This window comes from Hydrogenophaga sp. IBVHS1, assembly GCF_002127265.1.
Classification (GTDB): domain Bacteria; phylum Pseudomonadota; class Gammaproteobacteria; order Burkholderiales; family Burkholderiaceae_C; genus Hydrogenophaga.
This window is the reverse complement of the sequence record NZ_NFUU01000003.1, coordinates 160,735-187,321: the sequence shown is the minus strand read 5'-3', so window position 1 is coordinate 187,321 and position 26,587 is coordinate 160,735. Positions and strand designations below refer to the sequence as shown.

The following is a 26,587-nucleotide window of genomic DNA, read 5'->3' as shown; positions in this document are numbered from 1 at the left end:
CAATCCGAGCCGAACCAACAACCGAATCGACGGCAGATGACCCCAACAACACACCCCAACCGGAGCATCCCATGAGCCATTTTCTGGACCGATTGAGCCACTTCTCTCTGCCCAGGGAAACCTTCTCAGGTAACCACGGCCAGACCACCGGCGAAGACCGCACCTGGGAAGACGCCTACCGCAACCGCTGGGCGCACGACAAGATCGTGCGCAGCACCCACGGCGTGAACTGCACGGGTTCCTGCTCCTGGAAAATTTACGTCAAGGGCGGCATCGTCACCTGGGAAACCCAGCAGACCGACTACCCGCGCACGCGCTGGGACATGCCCAACCACGAACCGCGCGGCTGCGCGCGTGGGGCTTCGTACAGCTGGTACCTCTACAGCGCCAACCGCGTGAAGTACCCCATGGTGCGCGGGCGTCTGCTGGAGCGCTGGCGCGCTGCATTGAATGTGGCCAAGACACCGGTGGACGCCTGGGCCAGCATCGTCGAGAACCCCGAGGCCCGGCGCGACTACCAGCAGGTGCGCGGCATGGGCGGCTTCGTTCGCAGCACCTGGGACGAGGTCAACCAGCTGATCGCCGCCGCCAACGTCTATACCATCAAGCAGCACGGGCCCGACCGCATCATCGGCTTCAGCCCCATCCCCGCCATGAGCATGGTGAGCTACGCCGCTGGCTCGCGTTACCTCTCGCTCATCGGCGGCGTGTGCATGAGCTTTTACGACTGGTACTGCGACTTGCCGCCGGCCAGCCCGCAGGTGTGGGGTGAGCAGACCGACGTGCCCGAATCGGCCGACTGGTACAACAGCTCGTTCATCATCGCCTGGGGCTCCAACGTGCCACAGACGCGCACCCCCGACGCCCACTTCTTCACCGAGGTGCGCTACAAGGGCGCCAAGACGGTGGCCGTGACGCCCGACTACTCCGAGGTCGCCAAGCTCTCCGACCTCTGGCTGCACCCCAAGCAAGGGACGGATGCCGCACTCGCCATGGCCATGGGCCATGTGGTGCTGAAGAACTTCTATTTCCCCGACGGCGGCAAGCCGCGCAGCAGTTACTTCGACGACTACGCGCGCCGCTACACCGATCTGCCGCTGCTGGTGATGCTGAAGGAACACACGCTGGCCGACGGCAGCAAGACCCTGGTGCCCGACCGCTATTTGCGCGCCAGCGACTTCAACGGCCAGCTCGGCCAGAAGAACAACCCCGAGTGGAAGACGGTGGCCTTCGACACCGGTGGCAAGGCCGTGCTGCCCAACGGCTCGATCGGCTTCCGCTGGGGCGAGGCCGGCCGCGCCGATGAAGGCAAGTGGAATCTGCAGGCGAAAGAAGCGCGCAGCGACACCGACGTGAAGCTCAAGCTCTCGGTGATCGAGGACGGCGTGCAGGACACCCAGGTGGTGGACGTGGCTTTCCCCTACTTCGGTGGGAACGCCGCGCCGCACTTCACCGCCAACGCGCAGAGCGGCGCCATCAACCACGCCCGCGTGCCGGCCGTGCGCCTGCGCCTGGGCAAGGCCGGCGAAGAGCGCCATGCGATGGTGGCCACCGTGTTCGACCTGCAGGTCGCGCAGTACGGCATTGACCGGGGTCTGGGCAGTGGCGCGAAGAACTTCGACGACAACGCCGCCTACACGCCCGCCTGGCAGGAGAGCATCACCGGCGTGCCGCGCGACCAGGTCATCACCGTGGCGCAGCAGTTCGCCGACAACGCCGACAAGACACACGGCAAGTCCATGGTGATCATCGGCGCGGCCATGAACCACTGGTACCACGCGGACATGAACTACCGCGGCGTCATCAACCTCTTGATGATGTGCGGCTGCATCGGCCAGAGCGGTGGTGGCTGGGCGCACTACGTGGGCCAGGAAAAGCTTCGACCGCAAACCGGCTGGGTGCCGCTGGCGTTTGCCACCGACTGGTCACGCCCGCCACGCCAGATGAACAGCACCAGCTTCTTCTACGCGCACACCGACCAGTGGCGCTACGAGAAGCTTGGCATGGAAGAGATCGTGAGCCCGCTGGCCGACAAGACCGCGTTCGGTGGCAGCATGATCGACTTCAACGTGCGCGCCGAGCGCATGGGCTGGCTGCCCAGCGCACCGCAGCTCAAGACCAACCCGCTGCAGGTGGTGAAAGACGCCACCGCCGCCGGGCTCGACGCCAAGGACTACGTGGTGCGCGCGCTGAAAGATGGCACGCTGGCCATGAGCTGCGAAGACCCGGACGCGCCGCAGAACTGGCCGCGCAACATGTTCGTGTGGCGCAGCAACTTGTTGGGCTCCAGCGGCAAGGGCCACGAGTACTTCTGCAAGCACCTGCTGGGCACCGAGAACGGCGTGCAGGGCAAGGATCTGGGCAAGGACGAAGCCAAACCCGAAGAGGTGGTGTGGCACGAGCACGCGCCCCAAGGCAAGCTCGACCTGCTGGTCACGCTCGACTTCCGCATGAGCACCACCTGCCTGTACTCCGACGTGGTGCTGCCCACCGCGAGCTGGTACGAGAAGAACGACCTCAACACCAGCGACATGCACCCCTTCATCCACCCGCTCTCGGCGGCGGTGGACCCGGTGTGGCAGAGCCGAAGCGACTGGGAGATCTACAAGGGTTTTGCGCAGGCCTTCAGCGAGGTCTGCGTGGGCCACCTGGGGGTGGAGCAAGAGGTGGTGCTCACGCCCATCATGCACGACACCCCCGGCGAACTCGCGCAGCCGTTCGACGTGAAGGAATGGCGCAAGGGCCACTGCGAACTCATCCCCGGCAAGACCGCGCCGCAGATCACCGTGGTGGAGCGCGACTATCCCAACACCTTCAAGCGCTTTACCGCGCTGGGCCCCTTGCTCGACAAGCTGGGCAACGGCGGCAAGGGCATCGGCTGGAAAACCGGCACCGAGGTGGAGCAGCTGGGCCAGCTCAATGGCACCACGCTGGACGAGGGCGTGACCAAAGGCATGCCGAAGATCGTGACCGACATCGACGCCTGCGAGGTGATCCTGCAGCTCGCGCCCGAGACCAACGGCCACGTGGCGGTGAAAGCCTGGGCCGCGCTCGGCAAACAGACCGGCATCGATCACACGCACCTCGCGATTCACCGCGAGGACGAGAAGATCCGCTTCCGCGACATCCAGGCGCAGCCGCGCAAGATCATCAGCAGCCCGACCTGGAGTGGCATCGAGAGCGAGACGGTGAGCTACAACGCCGGCTACACCAACGTGCACGAACTCATCCCATGGCGCACCCTCACGGGCCGCCAGCAGTTCTACCAGGATCACCCCTGGATGATTGCCTTCGGCGAAGGCCTGGGCAGCTACCGCCCACCGGTGGACCTGAAGGCGACCTCAGGCATCCACAACATCAAGTCCAACGGCAACCCCGAGATCCTGCTGAACTTCATCACGCCGCACCAGAAGTGGGGCATCCACTCGACCTACAGCGACAACCTGATGATGCTCACCCTCAACCGGGGCGGCACCGTGGTCTGGTTGAGCGAAGACGACGCGAAGAGCGCCGGCATCGAGGACAACGACTGGGTTGAGCTGTTCAACATCAATGGCGCGGTGGCTGCGCGCGCGGTGGTCAGCCAGCGTGTGAACCCGGGCATGGTGATGATGTACCACTCGCAGGAAAAGATCATCAACACCCCGGGCTCGGAGATCACCGGCGTGCGCGGCGGCATCCACAACTCGGTCACGCGCATCGTGCTCAAGCCGACCCACATGATCGGCGGCTACGCGCAGCTCAGCTACGGCTTCAACTACTACGGAACGATCGGCACCAACCGCGACGAATTCGTTGTGGTGCGCAAGATGGACAAGGTGGACTGGCTCGACACACCGGCCGACGACCACCTGATCCGTGCCTACCAATCCCAAGGAGAGAACCCATGATCCCCCACGCTCACGTTCGTTCGCTGCCCCCCAAGGGGGTACATGCCTCCCTTGAGGCGGCTCTGCGGGAGGCATCATGAAGATCCGCGCCCAAATCGGCATGGTGCTCAACCTGGACAAGTGCATCGGTTGCCACACCTGTTCCGTCACCTGCAAGAACGTCTGGACCAACCGCCCCGGCGTGGAGTACGCCTGGTTCAACAACGTCGAGACCAAGCCCGGTATCGGTTACCCGAAGGAGTGGGAGAACCAGGAGAAGTGGCAGGGCGGCTGGACGCGCCGCGCCGACGGTTCCATCGTCCCCAAACAGGGCGGCAAGTGGCAGCTGCTCATGAAGATCTTCGCCAACCCGCACCTGCCGGAGATTGACGACTACTACGAACCCTTCACCTTCGACTACGACCACCTGCAGTCGGCGCCCGAGATGAAGCACACGCCCACCGCGCGCCCGCGCAGCCTGATCACGGGCAAGCGCATGGAGAAAATCGAGTGGGGCCCGAACTGGGAAGAGATCCTGGGCGGCGAGTTCGCCAAGCGAAGCAAGGACGCCAACTTCAACGGCTTCGAGGCCGCGCAGAAAGCCATGGTGGGGGAGTTCGAAAACACCTTCATGATGTACCTGCCGCGCCTGTGCGAGCACTGCCTCAACCCGGCGTGCGTGGCCTCGTGCCCCTCGGGCTCGATCTACAAGCGCGAGGAAGACGGCATCGTGCTGATCGACCAGGACAAGTGCCGCGGCTGGCGCATGTGCGTGAGCGGCTGCCCCTACAAGAAGATTTACTACAACTGGAAAAGCGGCAAGGCCGAGAAGTGCATTTTTTGCTACCCGCGCATCGAGGCCGGCCAGCCCACCGTGTGCAGCGAGACCTGTGTGGGCCGCATCCGCTACCTGGGCGTGCTGCTGTACGACGCGGACCGCATCCAGGAAGCGGCGAGCGTGCCCAACGAAATGGACCTCTACAAGGCCCAGATTGACCTCTTCCTGGATCCGCACGATCCGGCCGTGATCGAGCAGGCGCGCGCCGACGGCATCCCCGACAACTGGCTGGAGGCCGCGCGCCGCAGCCCGGTCTACAAGATGGCGGTGGACTGGAAGGTGGCGTTACCGCTGCACCCCGAGTACCGCACGCTGCCCATGGTCTGGTACGTGCCCCCGCTCTCACCTATCACCGCCGCGGCCAACGCCGGGCATCTCGGCGACAACGGCGCGATCCCGGACGTGAGCCAGCTGCGCATTCCGGTGAAGTACCTCGCCAACCTGCTCACCGCGGGTGACACGGTGCCGGTGGTGCGCGCGCTCGAACGCATGCTGGCCATGCGCAGCTACCAGCGCGCCAAACACGTGGACGGCGTGATCAACCAGGACGTGCTCGACCAGGTTCGCATGAGCGTGCGCGAGGTCGAGGACATGTACCAGACCATGGCGATCGCCAACTACGAGGACCGCTTCGTGATTCCGACCACCCACCGCGAATACGCCGAGAACACCTTCAACATCAAGGGCGGCTGCGGCTTCAGCTTCGGCAACGGCTGCTCCGAGGGCCAGACTGAGACCAGCCTGTTCGGCAGCGAGAAGAAACGAACGATTCCCATCAAGGCGGGGGTCTGACATGGGCTTGTTTTCCACCACCCCAAAGCCCGCCGTGCACACCCTGCGCGTGCTCGCCCACCTGCTTCGTTACCCCACCGCTGAGCTGCGCGAGCACGCCGGTGAACTGCGCGACGCGCTGCGCACTGAAGCCGCCTTGTCGGCCATGCGCCTGACCGAGCTCGACGCGCTGCTGGTGCACCTGAGCCAGCAGCCGGCGCTCGATGTTGAAGCGGACTACGTCGAGCTGTTCGACCGCGGGCGCAGCACCGCGCTGCACCTGTTCGAACACGTGCTCGGCGATTCACGCGACCGCGGCCCGGCCATGATCGACCTGATCCAGACCTACGAGAAGGCAGGCCTATTCTTCGGCCCGGCCGAGCTGCCCGACCACCTGAGCGTGTTGCTTGAATTCGCCTCCACCCAGCCCGCTGCGGTGGCGCGCGAGTTTCTGGGCGAGAGCGCGCACATCGTGCGGGTGATTTTCAGCGCGCTGCAGAAGCGGCAGAGCCCTTACGCCAGCGTGCTGGCCGCCGTGCTCGAACTCGCGGGCGAGAAAGCCGAACCGGTACCGGTGGCCGCCGACCCCGGTATCGACGAGAGCTGGGCCGAGCCGGCGGTGTTCGGCGGCTGCTCCACCGAAGGTCAGGCCCGGCCCGGCCAGCCACAACCGATCCGCATCGTGAAGACCACCCCTGGCCGCCACCCTTCCTCATCTTCAGGAGCACAGGCATGACCTCACTGCACCACTTCCTCTTCGGCGTCTATCCCTACATCTGCCTGGCGGTCTTCCTCATGGGCAGCCTGGCCCGCTTCGACCGCGACCAGTACACCTGGAAAAGCGATTCCTCGCAGCTGCTGCGCAAGGGCCAGTTGCGCTGGGGCAGCAACCTGTTCCACGTCGGCATCCTGTTCCTGTTCTTTGGCCACGCCGTGGGCCTGCTGACACCGCACTTTTTCTATGAAGGCTTCATGGATGCGGCGGTCAAGCAGCGGCTCGCCATCTACGCGGGCGGTACTGCCGGTGTGATCTGCTTCGTGGGCCTGTCGCTGCTGCTGCACCGGCGCATCTTCGATCCGCGCATCCGCCTGACCAGCCACCGCACCGACCTCGCCATCCTGATCATTCTCTGGGTGCAGCTCACGCTGGGTCTGATCACATTGCCGTACTCGTATTCGCACGCCGACGGCAGCGCCATGCTGGTGCTGGCCGAGTGGGCGCAACGCATCGTGACCTTCCGCCCCGACGCCTCGGGGCTGGTCAACATGGACTGGCCCTACAAAGTGCATCTGGTGCTGGGCATGACGATCTTCCTGCTGTTCCCGTTCTCGCGCCTTGTGCACGTGTGGAGCGGATTTGCCAGCGCGGCCTACCTGGTGCGGCCCTACCAGGTGGTGCGCAGCCGCCGTCTGGGTGTGCCGACCAAGCCTCGCTGAACCCAACTCAATCTCGGGAGCCCCCATGAACCAGGAACTTTCCCAACCGTCCTCCACCGGTTGCGGCAGCGGCGCCTGCGCCTGCAAAGGCCCGGAGGCCGCTGCGGCACCGGTGGCGGTCGCCAGCGTCAACGGCATCGCCCTGCACGAAGCCGGCGAGGTGCTCGACCCGCAGACCCTGCGCGAGCGCGCCTGCACCGAGCTGTTGCGCCAGCAGGCGGTGAGCGCGGGCTTGCTGCCGCGATTCACCGGCCTGAATGCGCCCGAGCCTGGCGACGATACGCGCCGCGCGATCGAGGCCCTGCTCGAAGCCGAGGTGCACTCCCCTGAACCGGGCACCGAGGAATGCCGTCGCCACTACGAGGCCCACAAGCCGCGCTTTGTGGTGGGTCAGGCGCTGCACGTGCGGCACATCCTGTTCGCGGTCACGCCGGGCGTGCCGGTCAACGCACTGGCCCAGCGCGCCGAGGCCGCGCTGCTCGAGCTCTCGCGTCAGGGGGTGTCCGGCGATCGTTTCTCGCAGCTCGCGGGGGAGCTCTCCAACTGCCCATCGAGCGCCCAGGGCGGCGACCTCGGCTGGATCACGCCGCAGGACTGCGCGCCCGAACTGGCCAAGGCGCTGTTCCTGCAGAACGATGCCATCCAGGCCGTGGGCCTGCACCCGCGCCTGGTGCACAGCCGCTTTGGCCTGCACATCATTGAAGTGCTGGAGCGCGAGCCTGGCCGTCTGCCCGAGTTCGCCGAGCTGCAGGCGCAGATCGGTGCGCGACTGACCCTTCAGTCTGAAGCCACAGCGCTGCGCCAGTACATGCAGTTGCTGGTGGGGCAGGCGCGGCTGGAGGGCGTGGAGCTGGAAGGGGCCGACACCCCGCTGGTTCAATGAGTGACCCCGCCGTCGTCACGGCAGCGGACGACCTGCTGTTGCGCCTGCGGCATTTCCGCTCCGACTATTTCCCGCGCCACCAGCAGCGCTTCCAGGATCTGGTGGCCGAGGGCCAGCACCCCAAGACGCTGTTCATCGGCTGCTCCGACTCGCGCCTCGTGCCCTACCTGCTGACCGGCGCTGGCCCGGGTGAGCTCTTCATCGTGCGAAATGTCGGGGCGCTGATTCCTCCCTACGACCAATCGCACGGACTTCACGGCACCATGGCCGCCATCGAATTCGCCGTGCTCAGCCTGCATGTAGAACGCATCGTGGTGTGTGGCCACAGCCATTGCGGCGCCATCCGCACCGCCTACGAAGGCGCGCCCGCCGAGGCCGTGGCGCTCACCGCGTGGCTCAAGCTGATCGACGAGGCCCTGCTGCCCGTTCAGCCCTGCGCCGAATCGATGCGCCGCACCGAGCAACGGGCGGTGGTGCTGCAGCTCGAACGTCTCATGGGCTACCCCATGGTGCGGCGTGAGGTGGAAGCCGGCGCGCTCACCCTGCACGGGTGGCACTACGTGATCGAGGACGGCGAAGTGCACGTGTTCGACGCGCAGCAGGGTGATTTCATCGCCGCCTCGCTGGCCTCCAACAGCGGCACAGGGCCGTATGCCCCTTATGTGGAACACGATGGTCAGATCCTGGTCGATTGAAAGCCCGCGTCGGCGGCGATGGCAGGCGCTTGCGTGCCCCCGGAAAAGGTGCACCATGGCATCCATCGACCCCGACCCTGCCCGCCCACCGGAGTAACCCCGACCATGAAACGCGACGCCCTGAAATCCGCCCAGACAGCCATCGGCCAGCAGCCCATCACCCTGGACGTGCTGCAAGAAAAGTACCTCAAGGAGGGCGAGGCCAGCGAGGACGACATCTACCGCCGCGTGGCCCGCGCCCTGGCCTCGGTGGAGCCCGAAGCGGACCGCGCTCTCTGGGAACAGCGCTTCTTCGACAACCTGCAGGCCGGCGCCATCGGCGCGGGCCGCATCATGAGCGCGGCCGGCACCTCCATCCAGGCCACGCTCATCAACTGTTTTGTGCAGCCGGTGGGCGACTGCATTCAGGGCGTGGACGACGAGGGTTACCCGGGCATTTACGAAGCGTTGCGCGAAGCCGCTGAAACCATGCGCCGGGGTGGCGGTGTGGGTTACGACTTCTCGCGCATCCGCCCGCGCGGCGCGGCGGTCAAGACCATGGCCTCGCTGGCCTCGGGGCCGTGCAGCTACATCAATGTGTTCGACCAGTCCTGCGCCACGGTGGAGAGCGCGGGCGCGCGCCGCGGTGCGCAGATGGGCGTGCTGCGCATCGACCACCCCGACGTGCTCGAATTCATCACCGCCAAACGCACACCGGGGCGCTGGAACAACTTCAACGTGTCGGTGGGCGTGAGCGACACTTTCATGCGCGCGCTGGCCGACGACCAGCCTTGGGACCTGGTGCACCGCGCCCGCCCGGGCGAGGCGCTGCTGGCGCAGGGCGCCCACCAGCGCGCCGACGGCCTGTGGGTCTACCGCAGCCTGAAGGCGCGCGAACTGTGGGACACGGTGATGCGCTCCACCTACGACTTCGCCGAGCCGGGCATCCTGTTCCTGGACCACATCCAGCAGGACAACAACCTGCGCTACTGCGAGTCGATCGAGGCGACGAATCCTTGTGTGACGGCGGACACGTGGGTCATGACGGAAGATGGACCACGCTTGGTTGGAGAGCTTGTGGGGCAAGCCTTTCATGCGGTGGTCGATGGCAAGAGCTACGCCGTGCGCAGCGCCGGTTTTTTCGCCACAGGAATCAAACCGGTGTGGCGCCTGACCACGCGCGAGGGCCACGAGTTGCGCCTCACCGCCGATCATCGTGTGCGCAGGGTGGCGCGCAAGACCCGCTACAGCATGGAGCTGGACTGGACCGAGGCGGCGCGCCTGACGCCTGGTGACGAAATCGTGATCGGCGACCACCGCACCCTGCGAGGCTGGGACGGTGAAGGCACCCGTGCAGAGGGCTATCTGCTGGGTCTGCTGATCGGTGACGGCACCCTCAAGTCAGACAAGGCTGTGCTGTCCGTCTGGGCACCTGAGTTGCGGGTGGTGGGGCAGAACACCGTGGCATTTGCAGCCACCGGCGCGGCTGGCATCGTGCAGGCGGCTGAGTCCGCAGCGGCAAGCCTGCCGCATCGGGCCGATTTTGGTGGCTTCCAGCGCCCGGTGGCCGGACGGGGTGAGGCCCGTCTCTCCAGCGCGGCGTTGCGCGACCTCGCGTTTTCGTTGGGCATGTCGCCCGGCAACAAGATGATCACGCCCGCGATGGAGCGGCAGTCCTCCGGCTTCGCGGAAGGTCTGCTGGGGGGTCTGTTTGATGCGGATGGCAGTGCGCAGGGTTCGCAGGAAAAAGGCGTGAGCGTGCGGCTGTCTCAAAGCAACGAAGACTTGTTGCGAACCGCACAGCGCATGCTGCTGCGTCTGGGCGTCGCCTCGACCTTGTACCGGGAGCGTCGCCCTGCCGGCCTGAGCAGGCTGCCCAATGGTCGAGGTGCCTCAAGCGACTACGCGACGCAGGCCCAGCATGAACTCGTGATCAGCGGAGACAACCTGCATGTGTTTGCAGAACGCGTTGGCTTTCGAGACAACGACAAAGCTGCCCGGCTGGCACAGATGCTGAGCGACTACAAGAGAACGCCCAACCGGGAGCGCTTCGTTGCCACCGTGGACACGTTGCAGGCCGATGGTGAGGAGACGGTGTATGACGTCACGGTGAATGACGTGCACGCCTTTGATGCCAACGGGCTGGTGGTGCACAACTGCGGTGAGCAGCCCCTGCCCCCCTACGGCTGCTGCGACCTCGGCCCGGTGATCCTGCCGCGCTTCGTGCGCCACCCGTTCGGCTTCGGTGGTCTGCCCAGCTTCGACTTCGAGGCCTTCGAGCAGGCGGTGGCCCTGCAGGTGCGTGCGCTCGACAACGTGCTTGACGTGACCTACTGGCCGCTGCCGCAGCAGCGCGAAGAGTCGGCGGCCAAGCGGCGCATCGGCGTGGGCTTCACCGGCATGGGCAATGCGCTCGCGATGCTGTGCGTGCGCTACGACCGAGCCGAAGGCCGAACGCTGGCGGCACAGATCGCCGAGCGCCTGCGCGACGCGGCCTACACGGCCTCGGTGGCGCTGGCGCGGGAGAAAGGTGCGTTCCCGAAATTCGACGCCGACGGCTACCTGGCCGAGGGCACGTTTGCCAGTCGCCTGCCCGAGTCGCTGCGCACGGCGATCCGCACACACGGCATCCGCAACAGCCACCTGCTCTCCATCGCGCCCACCGGCACGGTCAGTCTGGCCTTTGCCGACAACGCATCGAACGGCATCGAGCCCCCGTTTTCGTGGATGTACCGGCGCAAGAAGCGCGAGGCCGACGGCACCACCACCGACTACGCGGTGGAAGACCACGCCTGGCGGCTGTACCGCGAGCTGGGTGGCGACATGGCTCAGTTGCCCGAGTACTTTGTGAGCGCGCTGTCCATGCCGGCGGTCGATCACCTGGCCATGATGGAGGCGGTGCAGCCCTTCGTGGACACGGCGATCTCCAAAACCGTGAACGTGCCGGCGGATTACCCGTACGACGACTTCAAGGGCTTGTACCAGCAGGCCTGGCGCGCGCAGCTCAAGGGCCTGGCGACCTACCGGCCCAACGCCATCCTGGGGTCGGTGCTCGACACCGGGCCCACCCCCGAAACCACGGCCAGCGTGGCCACCGTGGATCCCATGCGCACGGTGATCGAGAGCCGGCCCAAGGGCGCGTTGCCCGCTGTGGCCGACAAGATCGAGTACTGGACACAGGAAGGCCACCAGACGCTGTACCTGCTGGTGTCCTTCATGCCGGTGCCCACGGCCGACGGTTCGGGCACGGTGGAGCGCGCCATCGAGTTCTTCATGCCCGTGGGGCAGAGCGGCGAATCACAGCAGTGGGTGTCGTCCAGCATGCGGCTGCTCTCGCTGGCCGCGCGCGGGGGCTTTCTGGAGCGTGCCCTGCGCGACATGCGCAAGGTGGTGTGGGACCGTGGCCCCGTGCGCATGGGCACGCACCAGAAGGCCGACGGCACGCACGTGCCGATGTGGCACGACTCGGTGGTGGCGGCCATTGCCTATGCGGTGCAGACGCTGATTGCCCAGCGCGCCGGTGTGACCACCGCGTCGACACAACCTTCACCGGTGCTGGTGCAGGCCACGCCCGGCATGATGCCGGGCAAGAAGTGCAGCGAGTGCGGTGCGCACGCGGTGATCCGCAAGGATGGCTGCGACTACTGCACGCAGTGCGGCCATCTCGGGGTGTGTGGATGAACACCGCCCTGCTCACGCGAATGCCGCCGATGGCCTGCGAGGCAGATGCGGTGGAGCGCGAATGCGCCCGTGCCGCGGCCGACCTGATCCACGCGCGCCAGACTGTGTTGCCCAAACGCCTGCTGGCACCTGGTCCTGATGCAGACCAACTGCAGGCCCTGCTGGGTGCGGCTGCCGCCGCGCCCGACCATGGGCAGCTGCTGCCCTGGCGCTTCGTGATCGTGCCCCGCACCGAGCGTGCGTCGCTGGCTGAGGTGTTCGCGCAAGCCCTGCGCGAGCGCGACGCCAGCGCCACACCCGAGCAACTGGACCAGGCGCGCGAGAAAGCGCACCGCGCGCCCTTGCTGCTGCTGGTGGTGGTCGACGGGCAGCGCGGTGATCCGGCGGTGGATCTGCACGAGCGCATCCTCTCGGCCGGTTGCTCGGTGCAGAACATGCTGCTCATGGCCACCGCCATGGGCTACGGCTCGGCGCTTACAAGTGGCAAGGCGCTCGGCTCCCGGGCCCTGCGCCACCGCTTCGGCCTTCACGCGGGCGAACACGCCCTGTGTTTCATGAGCGTGGGCACGGTGGCCGCGCGGCGGCCTGCGCGCACGCGCCCCACCGTGGCCGACTACTGCAGCACGCTCGGCCCCGCGCCGGCACCCAACGCCAACTGACCCTGGAGACCCTGTGAACATACAAACCTTTGACGACCTGCTGAGCGCCGCGCGCAGCCAGCCGCTGCCGCAGCGCCTGCTGTTCGTGTTCGCCGGCGTCGAGCTGCCCGACGACGCCACACCGACCCAGCGCCTCGAATTCGAGCGCGGCGAGGGCGGTGCGCTGGTGCCGCAGATGTGCGTGGACAAGGGTCTGGACGAGCTCCACTCGTTCGATCAACTGTTGCAGGAGGCCGAAGCGTTTGGTCAGCCCTGGGGCATGGTGTTTGCCGCTGCGCTGGCCGGTACACCGGGCCGCGAGCCCGGGAGCGCCGAGGCCGAGCAGCCGCTGCAAGACATGGTGGAAGCGATCCGCCAGGGCCAGCTGCACGCCTTCATTCCGTTCGACCCTCAAGGCCAGGCCGTGGCCCTTGGCTGAGATGGCCAGTTCGGTCCCGCTCACCTCCATCACGATGCCCGGGCACCGAGCGCCTGCGGCGGGCTTCGAGGCGCCGTTCGAGATGCTGGGTGCCTGCCACGAGCGCGTCGAACGCATGCTGCGCCTGCTGGCCAGCCTGCAGCAGCATGTGCAGGCGCAGGGTTGGGACGAAAGCGTGGCCAGCGCAGCGCGCGACGTGATGCGCTATTTCGATCTGGCTGCGCCGTTGCACCATGAAGACGAGGAACGGCACGTGTTCCCGCCCCTGCTGAAGGGCGGTGATGCCGTGCTGCGACGGTTGGTGCAGAGCCTGCAGCAGGACCACCGTGACATGGAAGCGGCCTGGGTGGCGGCGCGCGGTGTGCTCGCGTCGGTGGCGCAGGCGCCGCCCCGGGGATGGGTGCACTTCAGCCCGCAGGAGACGGCCACACTCACCGGTTTCGCCGAGTTGTACGACCGCCACCTGCGCGATGAGGACGGGCTCGTTTACCCGGCCGCGCTGGCGGGCCTGTCGCCCGCCGCACTGCGGGCCATGAGCGCCGACATGATGCGTCGGCGCGGGCTCGACCCCGGCTGAAGCGCCGTTGTGCTCAGGCCTTCGGTCCCACGGTCAGCGCGACACTGCCCACACCTTCCACCGAGCCCGTGATCCGGTCGCCCGGCAGCACCGCGCCCACGCCTTCGGGCGTGCCGGTGTAGATGAGGTCGCCGGGTTGCAGGTGGTAGAAGAGCGAGAGGTCCGCGATGATCTCGCGGATGTTCCAGATCAGCATGTCCACGTCAGACTTCTGCTTCACCGCACCATTGACCGACAGCTCGATCGCGCCGCGCTCGATCACCACACCCGGCATGGGCACGATCTCGCTGCACACCGAGCTGTGCTCCACGTCCTTGCCCAGGTCCCAGGGGCGGCCCTTGTCGCGCGCCACCAGTTGCAGGTCGCGCCGCGTCATGTCCAGGCCCGCCGCATAGCCGTAGATGAGGTCTTGCGCATCCTCGGCCTTCACGCGAAAACCCGGCTTGCCGATAGCCAGCACCAGTTCCATCTCGAAATGGTAGTTGTTCGTCTCGCTCGGGTAGGGCGTGGTGGCGCCCGAGAGCGTGAGCGTCTGTGGCGCCTTGGTGAAGTAGAACGGCCGCTCCGCCGATTTGTCCACCGGCTTGCCCATTTCCACCGCGTGCGCGTGGTAGTTGCGGCCGACAAAGAACAGGCGATGAATGGGGAACTGCTCGGTCTGCCCCCGGATGGGCAGGGCAGCGACGGGGGCGGGCGGGAAGAGGTAGGTGGGCATGGGCGGTCAGGGCATGTGGGGCTGGTTGTCGGGGCGCACTTCGTAGACGCCGAGCTTGCGGTGCAGCGGCGATTCGTCGGCGATGAAGAGAAACGCCGGCGCGCTGGCCGAAGCGTTGCTGAGCGTGGTGGCGGTGTAGCCGGGGATGCAGCAGGTGTCGGCTTCCACCAGATCGAATGGCTGCGCAGCGGTGGCCACGCGCGCGCCGCCTTCAATGACGTGGAACAACACGGCCGGTGAGCGGGCGGGCAGTTTCAGTGTCTGACCCGGGCGCAGCATCAGGGCGTGAAAACCCAGGATGTTTTCCGCGTCCTCGCCGGTCTCCGGGTTCACGTAGGTCATCTGCACGGCATCGATGTCGGGGCGGTCTGCAGCCAGCGATTCCAGGGAAGCCTTTGCGTCGGCCCACGGGTAGCGCAGCATGGGGTAGCGCCTGCCACTGCGGCCGAACACCGGCGTGGGCACCAGGCCGCCGCGCGCGTAGGCGCGTTCACCTTGCCCCGGTTTCACGTCCTGACGCGAGCCATTCAGGTGGTAGCTCACCTCCAGGTAGTAGGCCAGCGGCAGGTCCAGCACGTCGAGCCAGATCACCGGCTCGGTGCCGTCGTGGCCATGCTCGTGCCACAGGCCCGTGGGCGTGAGGATCAGGTCGCCCCGTTGCATGGGGCACTTCTCGCCGTCCACCGTGGTCCAGGCGCCCTCGCCCTCCACCACCATGCGCACCGCGTTGGGCGTGTGGCGGTGGCTGGGCGCCCATTCGCCCGGCATCAGCAGCTGCATGCCCAGGTACATGGCGGCGCTGGCCTGCATCTTCTCCAGCGTGTGGCCCGGGTTGGCCAGCACCAGCACGCGGCGCTCCGCCTTTTCGATGGGCGTGAGTTCGCCGGCTTTCAGCAGCAGCGGCTTGATGGTCCTGTAGGGCCAGTGCGTGGCCTGCGTCTGGCGCGTGGGGATGGTGGGCGGCAGCACGCCACGCAGGCTGGGCCACAGCGGCACCAGGTTCTGCGCGCGCAGCTCGGCCACATAGTCGGCCGGCAGGTCTTCAATTCTTCCGAGGTCGTTCATGGGAGATCTTTCAATGCCTGGCGAGGCAGTTTTCGACGTTCCAGCCGTACAGCCATTCCATGGCGTCGTAGAAACGCTCGGGCGTTCGGCCGCGCCACAGGTCGTTGCGCACCAGCCGCTCCACGCCCTGCGCGTGGTAGATGCGGCCCATCTCGCGGGAGCTGAGCACGATGCGCGCGGTGCGCGCGACGCGCGAGCGCTGGTACAGATCAAACGCCTTTTCAAACTGGTTGCCGTTCACGCGCAAGGCCTCGCCCAGCGTCACCGCGTCCTCGATCGCCATGCAGGCGCCCTGTGCCATGTACTGCGTGGTCGGGTGGGCCGCATCGCCCAGCAGCGTGACGCGTCCAAAGCTCCACTGGCCAATGGGCTCGCGGTCGGCGGTGGCCCAGCGCTTCCAGCTCTTGGGCAGGTCGATGAGCTGGCGCGCCCTGGGGCAGATGCCCTGGAAGTAGCTCTGCACTTCTTCCTTGCTGCCTTCGGTCACGCCCCATTCTTCGGCCTGCCGGCTGTGGAAGGTCACGACCACGTTGTACTGCTCGCCGCCGCGCAGCGGGTAATGAACCAGGTGGCAGTTCGGCCCCACCCAGATGCTGGCCGCGTTCCATTGCAGGTCCTCGGGGAAGTCGGCTTTGTCCACCACCGCGCGGTAGACCACATGGCCGGTCACGCGCGCTTCGTCACCCACGTACTGCTGGCGCACCACCGATTTCACGCCGTCGGCGCCGATCAACGCGAGCCCGCGGTGGAGGTTGCCATGCTGGTCGTGCACGGCGACGCCCTGCGCGTCCTGCTCGATGCGCAAGACACGCGTGGAGGTGAGAAATTCCACCTGGTCACTCGCCTGCACACCCTCCAGCAAAGAGAGGTGCGCATCGGCCCGGTGGATCACCGCGTATGGGTTGCCGAAGCGCTGCCGAAACGCCTCACCGGTGGGAATCCGGCCCACCTGGTATTCGTCCAGCGCGTCGTGCATCACCATGAAGTCGGTGTACACCGCGCGCTTGCGCGCCTGTTCGCCCACACCCAGCGCGTCGAAGGCATGAAAAGCGTTGGGGCCGAGTTGCATGCCGGCGCCGATTTCGCCGAGTTCGGGCGCTTGCTCCATCACCTTCACACGAAAGCCCTGGCGCACCAGCGCCAGCGCCGCCGCCAGGCCACCGATGCCACCCCCCGCCACCAGAACGGGCAGGCCGGATGCTGTCGCTTCCATGTTGTCTCCTTTATCAGCCGTATGCTAATGATCAGTGTACTGATTGTAGGTCGGGTGCTAGCATCCCGGCAAGCTCCGTTCGTCACTCGCCAAGCCCATCGACCACCATGAAACGCAGTCAGACCCCGGCCATCGACATCGACGACCAGCCCGGACACAACATCCGCCGCCTGCACCAGATTTCGGTTGGCATCTTCCTTCAGGAACTCGGCGAAATGGGGATTACCCCGGTGCAGTACGCTGCCTTGCAGACCGTGGCCAACCATCCGGGCATCGACCAGCGCACGCTGGCGCGCACCATCGCACTCGACACGTCCACCACCGGTGGCGTGGTGGATCGACTGGAAGCGCGCGGCTGTGTGGAGCGCCGGACCTCACCCGAAGACCGGCGCGCCCGCCAGCTCTTTCTCACCGACGATGGCCACAAGGCGCTCCTGGAGGCCGTGCCCGCCATGCTGCGCGCGCAGGACCAGATCCTGGGCCCGCTCAGCGAGCGCCAGCGCACCGAATTCATGAAGCTGCTGCGCCTGCTGGTCAACACCAACAACGAACACAGCCGCGCGCCCAGCGAATCGATGAAGTGAAGTGAGTGCGCCTGCTCAGTCCCGCAGATGCGCCACCACCGCCGCCAGCACCTGGCCGTCGCGCAGCAGACGGGTGTGGCCGAGGCCGCTTGTCTCGAGCAGGCGCGCGCCAGCGATGGCATCCCGGTAGGCTTCGGCATCGGCGAAGCGGTTGATGCGGTCTTCCCGGTCGTGCACGATCAGGGTGGCTGCCGACACGCGCGGCCCCACCGCATCGGGTTCAAACTGGCGCATGAGGATGCCCTCGCGCGCCTCCACCCTTTGCTGCATGCGGATGCGGGTGTGTTCGCTCAGACCGAAAACCTGAGCGAACAGGCGCGTGTATTCGTGCGGCGAGGCGGGTGGCGCCAGCAACACCAGGCGCTTCGCCGGCAGGCCACGCGCGGCGGCGAAGGCCAGCGCATTGGCCGCCAGCGAGTGCGCCACGACGGCTCGAACTTCGTGGCCCTGCTGTTGCAGGCGGGCGTTCAGGTACTCGATGGCGCGAGCGAACTGCGGCAGGTTGCTGGTGCTGCCCAGGCTGTTGCCGTGGGCCGGCAGATCCACCAGCATGGGGCGAAACCCCTGCGCTGCCAGCGCCTGCGCCAGCGGCAGCAGCTGCGCGGCGTGGCCTCCCCAGCCGTGCAGCAGCAGCACCACGGGGCCGTGCGGGCCGGGTGGTGGCTGGTAGAGCGTCACGCTGGCCTGCTCGAACGCCCAGGGCGTGGCTTGCCAGCCTGCCAGCGCTGTCGAGTTGCGGTGGATCCACTTGGGGGGCAAAGGCGTGCCGAACAGCCGATAGGCGCCGCGCACGGCCAGCGCCGGCCACAGGCGTTCAGAAAGCCCCAGGCCCCAGCGCAGCCAGCGCGTGCCCGGGCTGGCCTGGTAGTAGGTGGAGGCGGTGTGAAGGGGGACGGTGCTCATGTCTTTCTCCGGTAATCGCACAACTGTGCGAAATGAGGGCAAAAAAAGGCGGTGGACAGGTGTTCAGGTCTCGTACGTCCTGACCAGGCGTGTCCAGGTGGCCTCGGCCCGCTCGGCGGCCCGGGGGTCGCGCAGAAAACGGACGTCGTGAACCAGCCCGATCATCAGGCTGCAGATTTCACCCACCAGTTGTTCGGGGTCGGTATCGGCCTGGAGGTGCCCGGCCTCAATGGCCTGCAGCACCGTGCGCCGCAAGGCCGCGCGCCATCGCGTCACCTCGCCCAGCAGCAGATCGCGCAGCTCGCCCTCGCGGTCGTCCAGCTCGAAGGCACCGGAGGTGTAGAGGCAGCCGGTGTGGGCTTCCACTTCGCGCAGGCGCATCAGCCAGCGCCGCACGATTTCTCTCAGGCGCGGCAGGCCCTTGGGCACCTGCATGGCGGGCACAAACACGTCGGCAATGAAACGGCGCCCGAACTCCTCGATGACCGCCAGCTGCAAGGCCTCGCGCGATCCGACGCGGGAGAACACACCGCTCTTGGAAACGCCAATGCGATCCGCCACCGCCTGCAGCGTGATGGCCTCAAGACCATCCGATGCGGCCAGGTCCAGCGCCGCGCCCACAATGGCGGCGCGGGTCATTTCGCTTTTCTGTGTGCGGGCGTCCATGGGCTGCACTTTAGCACGATTGTGCGAAAGTGCAAGCCGTGACACCCGCGAGGCTCTCGGCTATTGGCCGAAAGCGGGACGCTGGCTATGATCGCAGGCGCTCAGCTTCACGACCGTGGCCCAACCCCGAACCAGACCTCAGTTGAACGCCGACTTCCTGGCCATCATGGTGCGGGGCGTCTCGGTGATTGTGGGCGCGAGCGATGCCGAGCTCGTGCCCAGCGTGATGCGCGCCGTCGGCAGCCAGGTACGAACCGATGGCGAACACGTCACCGTGTACCTCAATCGATCACAGTCGAAACAACTGCTCCGCAACGTGGCCACCACCGATCGTCTGGCGGTGGTGTTCAGCGAACCCAGTACCCATCGCACCGTGCAGCTCAAGGCGCGGGGTGTGCGCGTCCGCGAGGCCAGTGATGCCGATGTGCCTGCGCTGCAGGCATACCTCGCCTCGATGACCGTCGAGCTGGGGAAGATCGGAATCGGACCCACGCTGGTGGCCGCCATGCTGGCCTACCGCCTCGAGGATGTGGTGGCGCTGGAGTTCAGCCCGGAAGAAGCCTTCGACCAGACGCCAGGCCCACGCGCGGGTCAGCCGATCGCGAGGGCCGCTTGAACACGGCCGATCTGGCGGAGGTGCGGCCCTGCCTGGAGGGCGTGATCCCGGCCATCATGGCCACCTGCGCAGCCGATGGCACGCCGAACGTGGCCTACATCTCGCAGGTGTTCTACGTGGATGAGCAGCACGTGGCGCTGTCTTTCCAGTTCTTCAACAAGACGCGCCAGAACCTCATGGCCAACCCGCGCTCCACGGTGCTGCTGCTGCACCCGTTGACCGCCCGCTTCTACCGCCTGCACTTGCGTTACCGGCGCACCGAAGAATCCGGCGCGGTCTTCGAGAGCATGAAGGCGCAACTCGCCAGCATTGCGTCGCACAGCGGTATGAGCGGCGTGTTCCGCCTGCTCGGCTCGGACATTCACGAGGTGCTGGAGGTGGAGCGGGTGAGCGGCGATCCGCTGCCTGAACCGCCACCGCGCTGCAGCATGCTGGGCGCGTTGCGCCGTGGCAGTGCAAGGCTGGCCCAGTGCGATTCGCTGGGCGCTCTGCTGGACGCGACCATGGCCACGCTGGGCTGGGATCTGGGCATCGACCACGCGATGCTGCTCATTCTCGACCCCGCCACGCAGCGCCTCTACACGGTGGCCAGCCGGGGCTACCCCTGGTCGGGCGTGGGGTCCGAGATTGCCTTGGGCGACGGTGTCATCGGCGTGGCCGCGCGAGAGCGAACACCGGTGCGGATCATGCACATGACCAACGCCTACCTCTACAGCCGCGCCATGCGGGAAAGTCTGCCGGGTGGCAAGGGCGCGCCGCCGGGCACCGACATCCCTTACCCGGGCCTTGCCGAACCGCACAGCCAGCTCGCGGTGCCGCTGCTCTCAGCCGGCCGGCTGCTCGGCGTGTTGTTTGTGGAAAGCCCGCAGGACATGCGCTTTGGTTTCGAAGACGAAGACCTGCTGGTCACCCTGGCGGGCCAGCTGGCGGCGGCCATCGACCTGATGCAGGAAAGCGCCGAGCCACCGGTGCAGGCGCCGCCGCCCGCAGACTCCGCGCTGGCGGCGCACAAGGCCGGGCCGGCCCTGCGCGTGCGCCACTACCGCAGCAACCACAGCGTGTTCGTCAACGACACCTACCTCATCAAGGGCGTGGCGGGCGCCATTCTGTGGAAGCTGCTTCAGGACCGACAGCGCCAGGGACGCAGTGAGTTCACCAACCGCGAATTGCGACTGGACGCCTCCCTTCGGCTGCCCGACGTGGCCGACAACCTTGAAGCCCGCCTGCTGCTGCTGCACCGCCGGCTGGCGGAGCAGTGCCCGCATCTGCGCATCCAGAAGACCGGCCGCGGTTGCTTTCGCTTCGAAGCGAGCGGCCCGGTCGAGCTGGAGGACGTGGCGGCTTAAGCGGCCACGAGGCCCGGCTCGGGCGGCAGACCCAGGCCGCGCGCGAGCTTGGCCCAGTCACGCGGCTTGAGCAGCCCCTTGGTGCCCGTGAGCATGCCTTCGAACACGGGGGCAGGCGCACCCGCACGCATGCCCTGCATCACGTCCAGTCGCTCGGGTGCGTTCAGTTGCGGCAGCATCCAGCGCATCACCAGCATCATCTCGGCCGGCGCAATGGTGGCCAGCAGGGCGTCGTGAATCTGGAGCAGTTCAACGTCGCTGTAGGCGGACCAGAGCGCGGTGTTGTGCACGGTCTCTTCCACATGCATGTGCTGGAAGTTGTCGGCCACAAACAGGGCGAGCGCCAGATACAGCGCCTGCAGCGCAGGCTCGCGCTCACGGACTTCCAGGGTGGTCACGGCGCGGGCAGCATCGCGCAGGTGGGCAATGTGGCGCAAGTGATCTTCGTGGTCGTGCGCTACCGGCTGAGCGACGCCGGGACAGCGGGCTTCAAGCGCGGGGTGGACGAAGGTATTTTCATGCGCGACATGGCCGGCACACAGCTCCAGGAGCTCATCCACCTGGGCCATGGCACGGCCCACATCGGCAACGTCCGTGGGGTCGGCGCGGCCGACCGTGAGCAGTGTGTCGGCCATGAAGGCGCGCAAGGCCTTGTGGATGCCGGCGTACAGATTGAAGCGGCCGAGGCCGGTGCGGGCGGTGGCGGCCACCTGGGCCAGTTCGAGAGCGTGGGATTGCATGGTGATTCCTTTTGGCGGGCGGCGCCCGGCGAGACTCTGGATGACTGCAACACCCCATGTGCTGCGAGTCATGGAGGGCAAGTCTAGAAATCCAGTGCAGCGCGCGCTGCTAAATAGCGCTTAAAGGAACCGTAAAAAAACCTTAAACGAAACAGATGGCGGTTTGCTCAGTCATGACCGCGCACGGGCCCTCGCAACTGCTTGACGGTCGAGCGCGTGGCCTTGCCTTCGAGCCGGCGCTGTTTGGACCCAAAGGTGGGCTTGGTGGGCTTGCGCGCTTTGGGCAGGGTGGCCACGCTGTCCACCAGCGCCTGCAGCCGTTCCAGCGCTTCGGCCTTGTTCTGCTCCAGGCTGCGGCTGGTCTGCGCCTTGATCACCACCACGCCCTCGGTGGTGATGCGCTGGTCGCTCAGCGCCAGCAGGCGGGCGCGCACCGGCTCGGGCAACGAAGAGCTGTGGATGGCGAAGCGCAGGTGCACCGCGTTGGAGACCTTGTTCACGTTTTGCCCACCCGCGCCCTGGGCGCGGATGGCGGTGAACTCCACCTCGGCGGGATCGACTTGGATGGACATGGCGGCAGTGTGCCATGCTCCTCGCGGCCGATTCAGTAGCGTTCCTTGGTACCGGTCACCATGGCCTTCACCAGGCGCGTCCGTTCAATGCGGCCCATCACCAGCGCGGCCACCGCGTGCAGTCCCACCAGCGGCAGGAGCCACTCGGCCAGACCTTCATGAAGTTCCTCCACCCAGCCCACGCCCCAGAAGGTGTCGGTGGTCTGCATCCAGCCGGTGAGCCCCAGGCCGAGCACCATGGCCATGAGGCCCAGCACCATCAGGCCGCCCAGCGGGTTGTGACCCCAGTGGTGCTCCGGCTTGCCCTGCAGCAGGGCGCGCACGTGGCGCGCCAGCCGCGCGGGGGTGGGGAAAAAATCGGCAAAACGCGCGTGGCGCGGGCCAACGAAGCCCCACAGCACACGCACGCCCACCCAGGCGGTGGCGGCGTAGCCCAGCCACTGGTGCAAGGCCTCTTCGTCGTCCACCACGAAGAGGTTCAGCAGCACGCAGACCACCAGCGACCAGTGAAAGACCCGAATCAGCGGGTCCCACACCGGCCTCGATTCTGCGACCGGGCGTGTGCTCACTTCTGTTCCAGCGCCTTGCCGCTGACCGGGTCGAAATAGATCTCGACCTTCTTGCCTGCCTTGTCGGTGCCGTAGATTTCGTAGCAGTTGCCCTTGGTGACTTTGAAGTTCTTGATCTGGTAACCCTGGGCTTCAAGTTCTTTCTTGAAGGAAGCTTCCGGTTTCCAGCTGTCCTTGGGGGCGGTGCAGGTGGGGGAGGCCATGGCAGCGCCAGCGGCGGCGATCAGCAGTGCGGAGACAACGAGTGATTTCATGAGGGAGGTCCTGTGCAATGAACCCCGCGAAAAGTGCGGGTGAAGGCATTGCAACCCTCCAGCTTGAAGTGAACCTTAAGCCGGGTTGTGACCGATGTCAGCAGAGGTAACGCGCCGCGTCAGTCGCTCGGGAGAGCGTCGCGCGCGCCGTCGGTTTCGTCCTTCAGGCCGATGCCGCTTTGCTGACGCTGCCGCGCCTGCGAAAGCAGCGCGTGCAGGCGCTTTGCGGCGCGCGCGGGCGGCAGGCCGGCGTCTCGGACGTTGGAGATGCAATTGCGTTCGGCGTCGGTGCGTCCCACACGCGGCGCCCAGGTGAAATAGACGCCCAGACTGTCGGGCGAGCTGAGGCCCGGTCGCTCCCCGATCAGCACCACCACCGTGCGCGCCTGAAGGAGATGGCCCACTTCATCGCCGATGGCCACACGGCCTTGCTCGACCAGTGCCACGGGTGCGATGAGCCATGTTTGCCGGGGATCGTCTCTCAGCCGCGGCAGCAGTTCCGCCAGCAGCGGGGCGGCATGGCGCATCACCGCCAGCGCAGAGAGCCCATCGGCAATCACGAAAGCGAGATCGGGCGGCGGTGTGGGCCTGGGCGTGCCTTGCAGCGCCTCGCGCGAAGCGGCGCTCAGGCGCCGGCCATGGTCTGGCCGCTGCAGGTAGGTGGCGCGGTCGGCGGCTGCGCTGTGCAGGTGCACCGTCTGCAGGCCGAGCGACTGGAGCTCCGTGGCCAGGTGGGTCGGGTCGAAGGCGAGGTGCACGGCATCGCGCGCCTGGGCGTGAGCGAGCTGAAAGGCCAGATGCGCCGCCGTGGGCTGGCTGTGCCCGGCGCGGCCGAGGGCAATGCGCGCGTCGGTGAAGCGCCGGAGTTCCTGCCACCCGGCAGGAATCACGGGCTCGTTCATGACGCTGTCAGCCGCGCGATGGCGGGGGCAAACGCAGCCGGCAAGTTGGTCGCCAGACGAAGGCCTTCGCCCGGCTCGGTAACGCCCATGCGCTGCAGCCAGGCTTCAAACTCGGGGGCGGGCCGCAGTCCGAGCAACTGGCGCATGGCCAGCGCATCATGAAAAGAAGTGCTCTGGTAGTTCAGCATGATGTCGTCGGCCCCCGGCACGCCCATGATGAAGTTGACGCCTGCGGTGCACAGCAGCGTGAGCAGCGCGTCCATGTCGTCGGCGTCGGCCTCGGCGTGGTTGGTGAAGCACACATCGCAGCCCATGGGCAGGCCCAGCAGCTTGCCGCAGAAATGGTCTTCCATGCCGGCGCGCAGGATCTGTTTGCCGTCGTACAGGTACTCCGGCCCGATGAACCCCACCACCGTGTTCACCAGCAGCGGGTGAAACTGGCGCGCCACCGCGTAGGCACGCGATTCGATGGTCTGCTGGTCGCAGCCATGGTGCGCGCCGGCCGACAGCGCGCTGCCCTGACCGGTCTCGAAATACATCACGTGCTCGCCGCGTTGCAGGGAGAGTGCCGCCGCGCGCGCTTGCGTCAGCAGCGCCAGGTCGATGCCGAAGCTGCGGTTGGCCGCCTCGGTGCCGGCGATGGACTGGAACACCAGGTCGACCGGCGCGCCGCGCTCGATCGCCTGCAGCGTGTTCGTCACGTGGGTGAGCACACAGCTCTGCGTGGGCATGTCGTAGCGGGCGATCAGTTCGTCCAGCATCGTCAGCAAGCGCATCACCTGCGGCACGTTGTCGGTGGCGGGGTTGATGCCGATCACCGCATCGCCACAGCCGTGCAACAGGCCGTCGAGCAGGCTCGCCGCAATGCCGGCCAGGTCGTCGGTCGGGTGGTTGGGCTGCAGGCGGGTGGCCAGCCGCCCGGGCAGGCCAAGCGTGCCGCGAAACCGCGTGACCACCTGGCACTTGCGCGCGATCAGCGCCAGATCCTGCACGCGGCAGAGCTTGCTCACCGCAGCCACCATCTCGGGCGTCAGACCGGGCGCGAGCGCCGTGAGCGCTGCGGTGTCTGCACCATCGCCGAGCAACCAGTTGCGGAAATCGCCCACGGTGAGGTGAGCCACCGGCGAAAAAGCGGCCGCATCGTGTGTGTCCACGATCAGGCGCGTCACTTCGTCGTCTTCGTAGGGCACCACCGCCTCGTTCAGAAAGTGCGCCAGCGGCAGATCGGCCAGCGCCATCTGCGCGGCCACGCGCTCCTGGCTGCTGTGTGCCGCCACGCCGGCCAGCTCGTCGCCCGAGCGCCGGGGCGAGGCGCGCGCAAGAAGGCTGCGCAGGTCGGCGAACGCGAAGCGCTGCGTGCCGACGGTGTGGTGAAAGCCCATGTGCCGCACTGTAATCTGCAAGGCGCTGGGATAATCGCGCCATGGCAAGCAAACAGCGTGTGGTGGTGGGATTGAGCGGGGGCGTGGACTCTGCGGTGAGCGCGCACCTGCTCAAGGAGCAGGGATACGAGGTCATCGGCATCTTCATGAAGAACTGGGAAGACGACGACGACAGCGAATACTGCTCGACGCGACAGGACTTCCTGGACGCGGCCAGCGTGGCCGACGTGCTCGGCATCGAGATCGAACACGTGAACTTTGCCGCCGAGTACAAAGACCGCGTGTTCGCTGAATTCCTGCGCGAATACCAGGCCGGGCGCACGCCCAACCCCGACATCCTCTGCAACGCAGAGATCAAGTTCAAGGCCTTCCTCGACCACGCCATGCGCCTGGGCGCCGAGAAGATCGCCACCGGCCACTACGCCCGCGTGCGCGAGCGCCACGGCGCCTTCGAGCTGCTCAAGGGCAAGGACCCACTGAAGGACCAGAGCTATTTTCTGCACCGGCTGAACCAGGCGCAGCTGAGCAAGACCCTGTTTCCGGTCGGTGAGCTGCCCAAGACCGAGGTGCGCCGCATCGCCGCCGATATCGGTTTACCGAACGCGAAAAAGAAGGATTCCACCGGCATCTGCTTCATTGGCGAACGGCCCTTCCGCGATTTCCTCAACCGCTACATCGCCAAGGAGCCCGGTCCCATCAAGGACCACAAGGGCCGGGTGCTCGGCCAGCATGTGGGCCTGAGTTTCTACACGCTGGGGCAGCGCCAGGGACTGGGCATCGGTGGCGTGCGGGAAAAGGGCGCGCAGAAGGGCGGCAACGAACACGCGCCCTGGTTCGTGGCGCGCAAGGACATCGAGAAGAACACCTTGTGGGTGGTACAGGGCCACGACCACCCCTGGTTGCTCACACCGCACCTGCGCGCGCACGACGCCAGCTGGGTGGCCGGCCACGCACCCGACACGGCAGACCTGGCCGCCAAGACCCGCTACCGCCAGGCCGACGCGCCTTGCCAGTTCCAGGCCGAAGGCGATGCCGGTTTCGCGCTGGACTTCGCCGAGCCGCAATGGGCGGTGACGCCGGGACAAAGCGCCGTGCTCTACGACGGCGAAGTGTGTCTGGGCGGCGGCGTGATCACCACCAGCGCGGAGTCACCGCGAGCAACCAGCCGGGGCGGCGCGCTGCTGCAAGCCTGACCGGCATTCTGTCGATTTCCGCGCTTCTGGTTCGTCGTGTCTGCAGAGCCGGCGGTTGTC

25 protein-coding genes are annotated in these 26,587 nt (G+C 66.8%); 14 read left to right on the top strand and 11 right to left on the bottom strand.

Annotated elements, in window-relative coordinates; genetic code table 11:
- Nucleotides 1-71: 71 nt before the first annotated feature.
- From CAP37_RS18805 to CAP37_RS18760, 10 genes are all read left to right on the top strand, one after another.
- Complete coding sequence (locus CAP37_RS18805; RefSeq protein WP_086125775.1) at nucleotides 72-3,890, top strand: nitrate reductase subunit alpha; 3,819 nt, start codon at nucleotides 72-74, stop codon at nucleotides 3,888-3,890.
- Nucleotides 3,891-3,966: 76 nt separating this feature from the next.
- Nucleotides 3,967-5,499, top strand: a complete 1,533-nt coding sequence (gene narH, locus CAP37_RS18800; RefSeq protein ID WP_086125774.1) for a nitrate reductase subunit beta — start codon at nucleotides 3,967-3,969, stop codon at nucleotides 5,497-5,499.
- Between the two features lies 1 nt (nucleotide 5,500).
- Nucleotides 5,501-6,214, top strand: a complete 714-nt coding sequence (narJ, locus tag CAP37_RS18795; RefSeq protein WP_086125773.1) for a nitrate reductase molybdenum cofactor assembly chaperone — start codon at nucleotides 5,501-5,503, stop codon at nucleotides 6,212-6,214.
- Complete coding sequence (narI, locus tag CAP37_RS18790; RefSeq protein WP_086125772.1) at nucleotides 6,211-6,915, top strand: respiratory nitrate reductase subunit gamma; 705 nt, start codon at nucleotides 6,211-6,213, stop codon at nucleotides 6,913-6,915. Before narJ ends, narI begins: the two co-directional genes overlap by 4 nt.
- A gap of 25 nt (nucleotides 6,916-6,940) precedes the next feature.
- A complete protein-coding gene (locus tag CAP37_RS18785) occupies nucleotides 6,941-7,798 on the top strand; it encodes a peptidylprolyl isomerase (protein WP_086125771.1) in 858 nt (285 codons plus the stop codon).
- Complete coding sequence (locus CAP37_RS18780) at nucleotides 7,795-8,493, top strand: carbonic anhydrase (protein WP_086125770.1); 699 nt, start codon at nucleotides 7,795-7,797, stop codon at nucleotides 8,491-8,493. Before CAP37_RS18785 ends, CAP37_RS18780 begins: the two co-directional genes overlap by 4 nt.
- Before the next feature lie 105 nt (nucleotides 8,494-8,598).
- Nucleotides 8,599-12,153, top strand: a complete 3,555-nt coding sequence (locus tag CAP37_RS18775) for an LAGLIDADG family homing endonuclease (RefSeq protein WP_086125769.1) — start codon at nucleotides 8,599-8,601, stop codon at nucleotides 12,151-12,153.
- A complete protein-coding gene (locus CAP37_RS18770) occupies nucleotides 12,150-12,812 on the top strand; it encodes a nitroreductase family protein (protein ID WP_373271105.1) in 663 nt (220 codons plus the stop codon). Before CAP37_RS18775 ends, CAP37_RS18770 begins: the two co-directional genes overlap by 4 nt.
- Before the next feature lie 13 nt (nucleotides 12,813-12,825).
- A complete protein-coding gene (locus CAP37_RS18765; RefSeq protein WP_086125768.1) occupies nucleotides 12,826-13,230 on the top strand; it encodes a ribonucleotide reductase subunit alpha in 405 nt (134 codons plus the stop codon).
- Between the two features lie 34 nt (nucleotides 13,231-13,264).
- Nucleotides 13,265-13,807, top strand: a complete 543-nt coding sequence (locus CAP37_RS18760) for a hemerythrin domain-containing protein (protein WP_256927055.1) — start codon at nucleotides 13,265-13,267, stop codon at nucleotides 13,805-13,807.
- Nucleotides 13,808-13,820: 13 nt separating this feature from the next.
- Here the strand turns inward: CAP37_RS18760 and CAP37_RS18755 are convergent, their stop codons facing one another.
- Genes CAP37_RS18755 through CAP37_RS18745 form a run of 3 tightly spaced genes read right to left on the bottom strand, consistent with a single transcriptional unit; the run spans nucleotide 13,821 to nucleotide 16,800 of the window.
- Nucleotides 13,821-14,522: a fumarylacetoacetate hydrolase family protein gene (locus CAP37_RS18755; RefSeq protein WP_086125766.1), complete on the bottom strand. Its 702-nt coding sequence runs from the start codon at nucleotides 14,520-14,522 to the stop codon at nucleotides 13,821-13,823.
- Nucleotides 14,523-14,528: 6 nt separating this feature from the next.
- Entirely contained in the window at nucleotides 14,529-15,587 is a 1,059-nt protein-coding gene (locus CAP37_RS18750; RefSeq protein ID WP_086125765.1) for a cupin domain-containing protein, read from the bottom strand.
- Nucleotides 15,588-15,597: 10 nt separating this feature from the next.
- Nucleotides 15,598-16,800: a 3-hydroxybenzoate 6-monooxygenase gene (locus CAP37_RS18745; RefSeq protein WP_086125764.1), complete on the bottom strand. Its 1,203-nt coding sequence runs from the start codon at nucleotides 16,798-16,800 to the stop codon at nucleotides 15,598-15,600.
- 107 nt (nucleotides 16,801-16,907) lie between these two features.
- Here CAP37_RS18745 and CAP37_RS18740 point away from each other — a divergent pair, with 107 nt between their 5' ends.
- Entirely contained in the window at nucleotides 16,908-17,384 is a 477-nt protein-coding gene (locus tag CAP37_RS18740; protein ID WP_086125763.1) for a MarR family winged helix-turn-helix transcriptional regulator, read from the top strand.
- 15 nt (nucleotides 17,385-17,399) lie between these two features.
- On the opposite strand, the gene CAP37_RS18735 is transcribed toward CAP37_RS18740, so the two are convergent.
- Together CAP37_RS18735 and CAP37_RS18730 are read right to left on the bottom strand one after the other, a co-directional pair.
- Nucleotides 17,400-18,287, bottom strand: coding sequence for an alpha/beta fold hydrolase (locus CAP37_RS18735; RefSeq protein WP_086125762.1), 888 nt, complete (start codon nucleotides 18,285-18,287; stop codon nucleotides 17,400-17,402).
- A gap of 63 nt (nucleotides 18,288-18,350) precedes the next feature.
- Nucleotides 18,351-18,953 carry a TetR/AcrR family transcriptional regulator gene (locus CAP37_RS18730; RefSeq protein ID WP_086125761.1) on the bottom strand — a complete coding sequence of 201 codons (603 nt, stop codon included), beginning with the start codon at nucleotides 18,951-18,953 and terminating at the stop codon, nucleotides 18,351-18,353.
- Between the two features lie 142 nt (nucleotides 18,954-19,095).
- Here CAP37_RS18730 and CAP37_RS18725 point away from each other — a divergent pair, with 142 nt between their 5' ends.
- Nucleotides 19,096-19,569 (top strand): hypothetical protein, encoded by a 474-nt coding sequence (locus CAP37_RS18725; protein ID WP_256927054.1) that lies wholly within the window; start codon nucleotides 19,096-19,098, stop codon nucleotides 19,567-19,569.
- Nucleotides 19,566-20,915 (top strand): GAF domain-containing protein, encoded by a 1,350-nt coding sequence (locus CAP37_RS18720; RefSeq protein ID WP_086125760.1) that lies wholly within the window; start codon nucleotides 19,566-19,568, stop codon nucleotides 20,913-20,915. Before CAP37_RS18725 ends, CAP37_RS18720 begins: the two co-directional genes overlap by 4 nt.
- On the opposite strand, the gene CAP37_RS18715 is transcribed toward CAP37_RS18720, so the two are convergent.
- The 6 genes from CAP37_RS18715 to CAP37_RS18690 all read right to left on the bottom strand — a co-directional run bounded on the left by CAP37_RS18715 (nucleotide 20,912) and on the right by CAP37_RS18690 (nucleotide 25,334).
- On the bottom strand, nucleotides 20,912-21,655 hold the full coding sequence (locus CAP37_RS18715) for a hemerythrin domain-containing protein (RefSeq protein WP_086125759.1): 744 nt from the start codon (nucleotides 21,653-21,655) through the stop codon (nucleotides 20,912-20,914). The two genes, CAP37_RS18720 and CAP37_RS18715, sit on opposite strands and share 4 nt — an antisense overlap.
- A gap of 167 nt (nucleotides 21,656-21,822) precedes the next feature.
- Nucleotides 21,823-22,227, bottom strand: a complete 405-nt coding sequence (gene arfB, locus CAP37_RS18710; RefSeq protein ID WP_086125758.1) for an alternative ribosome rescue aminoacyl-tRNA hydrolase ArfB — start codon at nucleotides 22,225-22,227, stop codon at nucleotides 21,823-21,825.
- Nucleotides 22,228-22,259: 32 nt separating this feature from the next.
- On the bottom strand, nucleotides 22,260-22,796 hold the full coding sequence (locus tag CAP37_RS18705) for a cytochrome b/b6 domain-containing protein (protein WP_086125757.1): 537 nt from the start codon (nucleotides 22,794-22,796) through the stop codon (nucleotides 22,260-22,262).
- Nucleotides 22,793-23,050: a PepSY domain-containing protein gene (locus CAP37_RS18700; RefSeq protein WP_086125756.1), complete on the bottom strand. Its 258-nt coding sequence runs from the start codon at nucleotides 23,048-23,050 to the stop codon at nucleotides 22,793-22,795. Before CAP37_RS18700 ends, CAP37_RS18705 begins: the two co-directional genes overlap by 4 nt.
- 119 nt (nucleotides 23,051-23,169) lie before the next feature.
- Nucleotides 23,170-23,952: an ethanolamine ammonia-lyase subunit EutC gene (gene eutC / locus CAP37_RS18695; RefSeq protein ID WP_086125755.1), complete on the bottom strand. Its 783-nt coding sequence runs from the start codon at nucleotides 23,950-23,952 to the stop codon at nucleotides 23,170-23,172.
- Nucleotides 23,949-25,334, bottom strand: a complete 1,386-nt coding sequence (locus CAP37_RS18690; RefSeq protein ID WP_086125754.1) for an ethanolamine ammonia-lyase subunit EutB — start codon at nucleotides 25,332-25,334, stop codon at nucleotides 23,949-23,951. The genes eutC and CAP37_RS18690 overlap by 4 nt, the downstream gene beginning before the upstream one ends.
- Before the next feature lie 41 nt (nucleotides 25,335-25,375).
- Here CAP37_RS18690 and mnmA point away from each other — a divergent pair, with 41 nt between their 5' ends.
- On the top strand, nucleotides 25,376-26,527 hold the full coding sequence (gene mnmA / locus CAP37_RS18685; RefSeq protein WP_086125753.1) for a tRNA 2-thiouridine(34) synthase MnmA: 1,152 nt from the start codon (nucleotides 25,376-25,378) through the stop codon (nucleotides 26,525-26,527).
- Nucleotides 26,528-26,587 lie beyond the last annotated feature (60 nt).

What these genes read in the sequence shown, in the direction of transcription:
- CAP37_RS18740 (WP_086125763.1), top strand. Translation starts at nt 16,908, where the DNA reads ATGAAACGCAGTCAGACCCCGGCCATCGACATCGACGACCAGCCCGGA.
- CAP37_RS18770 (WP_373271105.1), top strand. Translation starts at nt 12,150, where the DNA reads ATGAACACCGCCCTGCTCACGCGAATGCCGCCGATGGCCTGCGAGGCA.
- CAP37_RS18760 (WP_256927055.1), top strand. Translation starts at nt 13,265, where the DNA reads ATGCCCGGGCACCGAGCGCCTGCGGCGGGCTTCGAGGCGCCGTTCGAG.
- CAP37_RS18775 (WP_086125769.1), top strand. Translation starts at nt 8,599, where the DNA reads ATGAAACGCGACGCCCTGAAATCCGCCCAGACAGCCATCGGCCAGCAG.
- CAP37_RS18715 (WP_086125759.1), bottom strand. Translation starts at nt 21,655, where the DNA reads ATGCAATCCCACGCTCTCGAACTGGCCCAGGTGGCCGCCACCGCCCGC.
- narH (WP_086125774.1), top strand. Translation starts at nt 3,967, where the DNA reads ATGAAGATCCGCGCCCAAATCGGCATGGTGCTCAACCTGGACAAGTGC.
- narJ (WP_086125773.1), top strand. Translation starts at nt 5,501, where the DNA reads ATGGGCTTGTTTTCCACCACCCCAAAGCCCGCCGTGCACACCCTGCGC.
- CAP37_RS18785 (WP_086125771.1), top strand. Translation starts at nt 6,941, where the DNA reads ATGAACCAGGAACTTTCCCAACCGTCCTCCACCGGTTGCGGCAGCGGC.
- CAP37_RS18805 (WP_086125775.1), top strand. Translation starts at nt 72, where the DNA reads ATGAGCCATTTTCTGGACCGATTGAGCCACTTCTCTCTGCCCAGGGAA.
- eutC (WP_086125755.1), bottom strand. Translation starts at nt 23,952, where the DNA reads ATGAACGAGCCCGTGATTCCTGCCGGGTGGCAGGAACTCCGGCGCTTC.
- CAP37_RS18735 (WP_086125762.1), bottom strand. Translation starts at nt 18,287, where the DNA reads ATGAGCACCGTCCCCCTTCACACCGCCTCCACCTACTACCAGGCCAGC.
- CAP37_RS18690 (WP_086125754.1), bottom strand. Translation starts at nt 25,334, where the DNA reads ATGGGCTTTCACCACACCGTCGGCACGCAGCGCTTCGCGTTCGCCGAC.
- arfB (WP_086125758.1), bottom strand. Translation starts at nt 22,227, where the DNA reads ATGTCCATCCAAGTCGATCCCGCCGAGGTGGAGTTCACCGCCATCCGC.
- narI (WP_086125772.1), top strand. Translation starts at nt 6,211, where the DNA reads ATGACCTCACTGCACCACTTCCTCTTCGGCGTCTATCCCTACATCTGC.
- mnmA (WP_086125753.1), top strand. Translation starts at nt 25,376, where the DNA reads ATGGCAAGCAAACAGCGTGTGGTGGTGGGATTGAGCGGGGGCGTGGAC.
- CAP37_RS18750 (WP_086125765.1), bottom strand. Translation starts at nt 15,587, where the DNA reads ATGAACGACCTCGGAAGAATTGAAGACCTGCCGGCCGACTATGTGGCC.
- CAP37_RS18730 (WP_086125761.1), bottom strand. Translation starts at nt 18,953, where the DNA reads ATGGACGCCCGCACACAGAAAAGCGAAATGACCCGCGCCGCCATTGTG.
- CAP37_RS18700 (WP_086125756.1), bottom strand. Translation starts at nt 23,050, where the DNA reads ATGAAATCACTCGTTGTCTCCGCACTGCTGATCGCCGCCGCTGGCGCT.
- CAP37_RS18745 (WP_086125764.1), bottom strand. Translation starts at nt 16,800, where the DNA reads ATGGAAGCGACAGCATCCGGCCTGCCCGTTCTGGTGGCGGGGGGTGGC.
- CAP37_RS18780 (WP_086125770.1), top strand. Translation starts at nt 7,795, where the DNA reads ATGAGTGACCCCGCCGTCGTCACGGCAGCGGACGACCTGCTGTTGCGC.
- CAP37_RS18755 (WP_086125766.1), bottom strand. Translation starts at nt 14,522, where the DNA reads ATGCCCACCTACCTCTTCCCGCCCGCCCCCGTCGCTGCCCTGCCCATC.